Source organism: Amaricoccus sp. (assembly GCF_017995835.1).
In the GTDB taxonomy this organism is placed as follows: Bacteria; Pseudomonadota; Alphaproteobacteria; order Rhodobacterales; family Rhodobacteraceae; genus Amaricoccus.
Map to the genome: position 1 here is coordinate 1 of NZ_JAGOID010000127.1, position 7,298 is coordinate 7,298.

At 69.0% G+C, this 7,298-nt stretch carries 6 protein-coding genes and 1 pseudogene; 6 read left to right on the forward strand and 1 reads right to left on the reverse strand.

Translation table 11 applies throughout. The annotated features are described in order from the left end of the window. From KBA23_RS14740 to KBA23_RS14765, 6 genes and pseudogenes are all read left to right on the forward strand, one after another. The coding region (locus KBA23_RS14740; protein ID WP_290742380.1) for a type IV secretion system protein at nucleotides 1-908 on the forward strand (908 nt) is incomplete at its 5' end. Nucleotides 909-983: 75 nt separating this feature from the next. After that, nucleotides 984-1,661, forward strand: a complete 678-nt coding sequence (locus KBA23_RS14745; RefSeq protein WP_290742382.1) for a virB8 family protein — start codon at nucleotides 984-986, stop codon at nucleotides 1,659-1,661. A gap of 5 nt (nucleotides 1,662-1,666) precedes the next feature. Further along, the gene (locus KBA23_RS14750; RefSeq protein ID WP_290742385.1) at nucleotides 1,667-2,500 is read left to right on the forward strand and encodes a TrbG/VirB9 family P-type conjugative transfer protein; all 834 of its coding nucleotides are present in this window, start codon (nucleotides 1,667-1,669) and stop codon (nucleotides 2,498-2,500) included. Next, nucleotides 2,497-3,774, forward strand: a complete 1,278-nt coding sequence (locus KBA23_RS14755; protein ID WP_290742388.1) for a TrbI/VirB10 family protein — start codon at nucleotides 2,497-2,499, stop codon at nucleotides 3,772-3,774. Before KBA23_RS14750 ends, KBA23_RS14755 begins: the two co-directional genes overlap by 4 nt. After that, nucleotides 3,774-4,862, forward strand: coding sequence for an ATPase, T2SS/T4P/T4SS family (locus tag KBA23_RS14760; RefSeq protein WP_290742392.1), 1,089 nt, complete (start codon nucleotides 3,774-3,776; stop codon nucleotides 4,860-4,862). Before KBA23_RS14755 ends, KBA23_RS14760 begins: the two co-directional genes overlap by 1 nt. A gap of 131 nt (nucleotides 4,863-4,993) precedes the next feature. Next, a pseudogene (locus tag KBA23_RS14765) lies at nucleotides 4,994-6,063 on the forward strand (IS630 family transposase). 246 nt (nucleotides 6,064-6,309) lie between these two features. Here the strand turns inward: KBA23_RS14765 and KBA23_RS14770 are convergent. After that, complete coding sequence (locus KBA23_RS14770; RefSeq protein WP_290742395.1) at nucleotides 6,310-7,248, reverse strand: LysR substrate-binding domain-containing protein; 939 nt, start codon at nucleotides 7,246-7,248, stop codon at nucleotides 6,310-6,312. Between the last annotated feature and the right edge of the window lie 50 nt (nucleotides 7,249-7,298).

Sequence of the window (7,298 nt, forward strand, 5' to 3'; positions counted from 1 at the left end):
CCAATGTCCCGAGTTCGGTCGGCGCTGCCCTTCTCAACGTGTCGGCAACGACGACCTTGAACGGCGCGCTGGACGAAATGGTGACGTCGATCTTCGACTTCTCCGATCGGGCGGCCGACGAGAGCGGCTTCTTCTCGATCAGCCTGCTCTCGATTGTCCTGGCGATCGTCGGGTCCTTGATGGCGTGCGTGGCGATCCTCGTGGCGGGGATCGCCAAGATCGGCCTCGCGATGGCGGTGTCGCTGGCGCCCCTATTCATCGCCAGCCTGCTTTTCCGTGGCACCAGTGATCTCTTTGCGAGCTGGGCAAAATTCACCCTCGGATTCGCGCTGATCCCGCTGGTGCTTGCTGGCGTCATGGGGGCGATCGTTGGCATCGGCACCGGCCTGCTCGGGACGATCAACAACGCGGCGACGCTCACCGATGCGGCAGCCTTCCTGATCGTCGCTCTCGCAGCGATCTTCCTCATGTCCCAGGTGCCAACGATGGTGAACGGCCTCGCCGGCACCGTAGTCGCCACCGCGAGCGGTGTCCGCGAGGCCCGTCAGATGGCCGGTGGCGCGGCGATGACCGGCGGCGCGATCAAGGCCGCGGCGCGGACCGCGCATCCGACGGTCGCGGCGGTCTCCTCCGCCGTCGGCGCCGCCCGCGCGACCGAGGGCGGCATGGGCGCCAGGGCGGCGGCCGGCGCGCAGGAGCTGGTACAGAACTACGAGGCCCGGAAGAAGGCGCGCGAGCGCACCCAGACCCGGATGGCGACCATGGGCCGCCGGACCGATCTCGGGGTGGATTTCGAGGCGGGCCAGGCCGGCATGCTGCAATTCTCCCGCGAGCGGCGGCGCCAGCGCGCCGCGGCCCGAGGCGGCGAGCGCACGGCCTCCGACAAGAGCAAGGCGCCGCCGGGCTAAGGGCGATCACCGATCCCGATCATCTCTCGCGCGCCCTTTCCGTCGCGGCGCCACCGACAAGGAGTCCGTCAGCCCATGTCCCAGAGGACCGACACCGTTCACCGGTTCGAGGACGAAGTCTTCTTCGGCCTCCAGCGTCGTGCGGCGCTCTTTGGCTGGATGGCGGGCCTGTCGCTGGCGACGGCGCTCTGCGCGGTCGGAGCGATGGTCGTCCTGCTGCCGCTCAAGGAAATCCGCCCCTACGTCGTCATGGTCGACCGCCAGTCCGGCGAGTCCGAGCTCGTGGTCTCGACGCGGCCGGCCGATCTCGCCGAGACCGACGCGGTGCGCCAGGCCGAGCTCGTCCGCTACGTCACAGAGCGCGAGACCTACGACACCGCCGACAACCGCGAGCGCATCCCCGCCGTCCTCGCCACCTCGCAGGCCCAGGCGGCGACGTCGCTCCGCGCGCTCTGGACCCAGGCCTCCGACCAGTACCCACCGGCGCTCTACGGCGAGGACAGCCTGATCCGGGTGAAGGTGCGCTCGATTGCGGTCCTGAACGACGCCACCGCCCAGGTGCGCTTCACCCGGACCCTCGAGCAGCCGGGGCTGCCGCCGGTCGTGCGTGCTTTCGTCGCCACCGTCGGTTTCGCCTTCCAGCCGCGGGTCGAACGCACGCTCGAGGCGGTGTGGCAGAACCCGCTCGGCTTCACCGTCACCAGCTATCGCATCGACGCCGAGACCCTCGACGCCAGCACCGGGAAGGGATGACCGACATGCGCACGCTCACAAAACCGGGCCTCCTCACCGCCACGAGCTTTCTCGCCCTCGCGCTCCTCGGGGCTGCGCCGACATCGGCCGAGACCTCGCCGCGCTCGGTCGGAGCAGACCCGCGGATCAAGCAGTACACCTACTCCAAGGACACGGTGTACCGCCTTGATCTCGCGATGAAGATCATCACATCGATCGAGTTCGCGCCCGGCGAGGCGATCGACAGCGTGCTGATGGGCGACAGCGAGAGCTGGCAGGTGATCCGCCTGCAGAGCGGCAACGTGCTCGCGGTGAAGCCGCTGATCGCCGGCGCCCGCACCAACATGACGGTCTACACCTCCCAGAACACCTACACCTTCGAGCTCCGCGCCGTGCCGGTTCCGGCGGGCTCGTCGACGCTCAACTACCGGATCGGGTTTCGATACCCCGAACGCGAGCGGGCGAAGGTGGCGAGCCGCCAGGTCGAGCAGGCGCGGCCGCGCGACCCGAACTACTACGTCGCCGGGCCGAAGGCCGCGTTCCGGCCCGTGGCGATCTATGACGACGGCCGGCGCACCACCTTCGAGTTCCCGCCCGACGCGCCGCGGCCGGCGATCTTCCGTGTCGACGAGCAGGGCCGCGAGAGCATCATCAACGTCCGCGAGACCGAGACCGGCGCCGTCGTCATGGGCACCTCCGATCGCTGGACGCTGCGCATCGGCGACGACGAGCTCTGTGTCGCCCACGGCCGGGTCATCAAGACCGTCCCCGGCGGTCGCCGCGCCGCGGCGCTCCGCACCGGCTACCTTGCCGCCACCGCGACGCCGGCCACCGCCACCACCCCCGGCCTCCGGAAATGACCGACCGCAGCCAGGAGGAGCTCGACCGCCTCGAGCGCATCAACCGGCGCGTGGCACCGCAGGGCCCGGGCCGCGGGCCGCGGATCGCCGTCGGCATCCTGGTCCTCGTCCTGCTGGCGATCGGCTCCCTCTGGGTCTTCGCCCCGCAGCAGGTCCGCTCGCTCTTCGGCTTCGGGACCTCGCGTCCCCAGGACATGCAGCAGCCGGCGGCCTTCACCGACGGGATCTCGACGGAGGTGCCGCGCGGCGAGGCGGTCGACACCGCCCCGCTCACCACCGAGCTGCCGGCGGCAAAGCCGAAGGCTGACGGACTCAGCCCCGAGGACCAGCTGCGCCTCGACCAGATGGAGGCCCGCCTGAAGGCGCTGGCCGAGCAGCCCGGCGGCCTGACCCAGGAGCAGCTGCAGGCGATGCTCGACGCCAACGCCGCGCAGCTCCGCGAGGAGGTGCGCCGCCAGCTCCTCGCCCAGAACCCGGTGACCGCCGGCATCGACCCGAGCGGCGCGGCCGCCGAAGCCGAGGCGCGCAAGCGGATGGAGGAGGAGAAGAAGCGCCGCGAGGCGATCGACAAGGCGCAGATCGCCTCGAGTGGCGTGGTGATCGACGGGGTGAACGGCGGCGAGACCTCGGCCGGCGGCGCCGGCGGCCGCCGGCTTTCCGAGAACGAGGGCTTCCTCGCCGCCGCGGCCGAGCAGACCCACAAGACTGTTCGCGCCGAGCAACTCGCCGATCCGTCGCGGACGATCGTGCAAGGGACGATCCTCGAGGGCGTGCTCGAGACCGCGATCAACACCGACCTGCCTGGCGCGATCCGCGCGGTGCTGACCGAGGACGTCGTCTCCTACGACGGGTCGACCACCCTCCTTCCCCGCGGCACCCGGCTGATCGGCGCCTACAGCTCGAACGTGAAAATCGCGCAGCGCCGGGCGCTGATCGCCTGGAACCGCGCGGTGACGCCGGCGGGCGCCAGCGTCGCGCTCGGCGGCATCGGCGCGGACGCGCTCGGGAGGAGCGGCCAGACCGGGCATGTCGACACGCATTTCTGGGAGCGGTTCGGCTCGGCCGCGCTGATCTCGGTCTTCGCGCTTGGGCCGCAGTTCGCGATCGACGACGAGACCGACGAGGATGTCGCCGACGCGATCGACGCCATGGGCGGCGATCTCGAGTCTACCTCGCGCTCGGCGCTCGACGCCTATCTGCGGATCGCGCCGACGATCAACGTCGACCAGGGCGACCGGCTCACCGTTTTCGTCAACCGCGACCTGGTGTTCTGATGGGCGAGACCTCTGCCCTGCCCGCGACCCGCAGCCACGCCGAGCATGGCTTGCGCGAGCTCCGGCCGCTGCTCGTCGCCGACGACGTCAACGAGGTGGCAATCAATCCCGACGGCGCGGTCTGGGCCGAGCGCGCCGACGCCGAGCACATGGTACGGACAGGACATCACTACCCGCCCGGCAAGGTGTTGCAGCTCAGCAAGCACCTCGCCGGCGAAACGAAGAACGTCCTCGGGCCGAAGCACCCGATCGTCTCGGGGAGCCTGCACGCCTTCGGCCAGGTCCTGCGCGTGCAGATCGTCGTGCCGCCAGCGGTCGAGGACGGCGCCTCGCTCTCGATCCGGAAGTACGTCTCGCGAATCCTCGACGTCGGCGAGATCGGGTTCCTGGAGGGGCGACAGGTCAGCGTCGAGGGCGAGCGACGGGCGCGGCTCGCCGAGATCGCGAAGCTGGCCCAGGCCGGGCGGCTCGCCGAGCTGTTCCAGCAGGCGATCGACCAGCGGATGAACATCCTCGTCTCGGGCGGCACGTCGTCAGGCAAGACGACGGTGGCACGAGCGCTCCTGTCGCTGGCCGACCGGGCCGAGCGGCTAGTGACGATCGAGGACGCGCGGGAACTCCACCTGCCGCACGAGAACGGCGTGGCGCTAATCGCCGAGAGGAGCGCGACCTCGGAGCGGACGCCGGCGCAGCTTCTGGTCGCGGCGCTGCGGATGCGGCCGGACCGGCTGATCCTCGGCGAGATGCGCGGCGAGGAGGCGCTGGCGTTCCTCGAAGCGATCAACACCGGCCACCCCGGGTCGATCAGCACCATCCACGCGGACAGTCCGGTGCTGGCGCTTGAGCGGCTGGCGCTGATGGTGATGCGGGTCGGCCACCGCCAGACCCGTCAGGACGTGCTGGAATACGCCGCCCGCACCATCGACGTCATCGTCCAGGTCGGGCGACGCGGGGGGAAGCGAGGCGTGCTCGAAGTCTTTTTGCCGGCCGACTTTCAGACCATCGATCCGCCACTCGAATCTCGCGCCAGGCCTCGATCCGAGGCCCCTTCATTTATATGTCTGGAATCAAGTGCACGTTTGTTATGACCTGCTCCTTCCGGACCCCTGGATTGAGAGAGAGTCCGAAAACTCCAACTTCGGGCGATCTAGTGGTTTAGCCGAAACGGAAGAATCCTGATCTGGATTCCCTTACGCCGCGGCATATGCGAGTCTGCGACATGCGCAACGGGATATCCATTTCGGTCTCGGCCGCCGATCGCCGGCGTCTGGCGTCCATTGTCGCCGATCGCAACACGCCGCAGAAGCATGTTTGGCGCGCGCGGATCATCCTTGGTACCGCCGATGGCTTGGGCACGAACGCCATCATGGCAGCGACGGGCAAGTCGAAGACCTGCGTCTGGCGCTGGCAGGAGCGGTTCATGGCTGCCGGGGTCGACGGGCTCCTGCAGGACAAGACGCGGCCGCCCGGCAAGGCGCCGATCGAGGCGACGCGCGTCGACGAGGTGGTGCGCCGCACGCTCGCGCCGCCGCCGCACGAGGCGACGCACTGGACGGCGCGGGCGATGGCCGAGGTCTCTGGCCTGGCCGTCTCGACGGTCCAGACCATCTGGAAGGCGCATGGCCTCGCGCCGCATCGGTGGCGGAGCTTCAAGCTCTCCAACGATCCGGCCTTCGCCGAGAAGCTCCACGACATCGTCGGGCTCTATGTCGACCCGCCAGCCCATGCCGTGGTGCTGAGCGTCGACGAGAAGTCGCAAATTCAAGCGCTTGATCGTACCCAGCCGGGCCTGCCGATGAAGAAGGGCCGTATGGGCACGATGACCCACGACTACAAGCGGCACGGGACGACGACGCTGTTCGCGGCGCTCGACGGCACCGTCATCGGCAAGAACATGGCCCGCCACCGGCACCAGGAATTCATCCGCTTCCTCAACACGCTCGAGCGCGAGATCCCGCACGACAAGTCGGTTCACGCGATCCTCGACAACTACGCCGCGCACAAGACTCCGGAAGTGCGGCGCTGGCTGGCCCGGCACCCGCGCTGGACCTTCCATTTCACCCCGACGTCGAGCTCCTGGCTGAACGCCGTCGAGGGCTTCTTCGCCAAGCTCTTCAAGCGCCGCCTCCAGCGCGGCGTGTTCTGCTCGCTCGTCGACCTCCAGGCCGCAATCAACCGCTTCGTCGCGGAGCACAATCAAGCCCCAAACCCTTCATCTGGCGCGCCGACCCAGACGCCATCATCGCCGCTCGCACACGAGGGTTCCAAGCGTTGGAGTCGCTCCACTAGAGGTCGGCGTCACCGCAGACCCACGAGGCGATCGGGTACAACCCCCGATCGCCCTTATGAATCCCGACGCGCAACCGGCCAGCCGTCGTGACAAAGCCCGAGGCGCAACGCTACGAGCTGACACGCGCCCGCCAGCTCGCGCGAGCGTGGGCGGGACACCCTTCCCGAGCTGCGACGGCGCGCGACATGGCGGCGCTGTTTACACGTCTCGCGCTCGACATCTACCGCTGCAGGAGACGAGGCCGACTAATAGGGTTTCGCTCTGGTGGTCTCGGCGAGAGTGTATGACTGCCACCACGTCCTGCTCTGCTCGAGCTCCGCGAACAGCCAATCGCGGAAATCCGTCACCTTCGGCGTGGCGCTCTTCGATCGCAATGTGATGAAGCCGTGGCCGCGGGCGGTCATCGCTGTCTCGGGAAGCACGACGACGAGCTGGCCGCTCCGTATTTCCTGTTCGGCGAGGAGCATGCTGTCGAGGCAGACGCCGAGGCCGTCGACGGCGGCGCGGAGGCCCATGAAGGAGCGATCGAAGCGTGGCCCGCGGTCGAGGTCGAGCCTGGCGCGGCGGTTGCGACGGCTCCAGTCGCGCCAGCCGACAATGTTGATCTCGCCGTGGATCAGCGTGTGGCCGGCGAGGTCGGCGATGGTGCGGATCGGTCGCGCACCGGTTGCCAGGCGCGGCGCGCACATCGGCACGATGACGTCGTCCGGGAAGGAATAGGTGATCGCCCCTGCGGGCGCCGGTCCGGGGTTGTAGCGGATGTCGACATCGATGACCCCCTGCCCGAGGTCGACCCGATTGACCGAAGCCTGGAGGCGCACGTCGATCTCGGGATGCGCCTCGCCATAGAGCGGCAGGCGGCGCATCAGCCACTGGCTCGCGAAGCTCGGCGTCGAGTGGATGGTCAGCGCGGTGGTTCCGCCGGCGTTCGCGGTGGCGCGCGTGGCGGTGTCGATCTGCGCGAAGGCGGCGATGACCTCCCCGGCGTAGGCGCGACCCGCGTCGGTCAGGAGCACCGAGCGGTGGACCCGCTGGAAGAGCAGGATGCCGATCTGGTCCTCGAGGAGGCGCACCTGGTGGCTGATCGCCGAGGGCGTCACCGCTAGCTCGTCTGCCGCGAGCGCGAAGGAGCCGAGGCGGGCAGCCGCCTCAAACGCTTGAATCGCCTTGATCGAAGTCCGCACGACGCCCCTCGCTCTAGATGAATTCACCTCATCTATAGACGTTTTTATTC

Excerpts from the sequence above, each read along its gene's own strand:
- KBA23_RS14745 (WP_290742382.1), top strand. The coding sequence starts at position 984 with ATGTCCCAGAGGACCGACACCGTTCACCGGTTCGAGGACGAAGTCTTC.
- KBA23_RS14750 (WP_290742385.1), top strand. The coding sequence starts at position 1,667 with ATGCGCACGCTCACAAAACCGGGCCTCCTCACCGCCACGAGCTTTCTC.
- KBA23_RS14755 (WP_290742388.1), top strand. The coding sequence starts at position 2,497 with ATGACCGACCGCAGCCAGGAGGAGCTCGACCGCCTCGAGCGCATCAAC.
- KBA23_RS14760 (WP_290742392.1), top strand. The coding sequence starts at position 3,774 with ATGGGCGAGACCTCTGCCCTGCCCGCGACCCGCAGCCACGCCGAGCAT.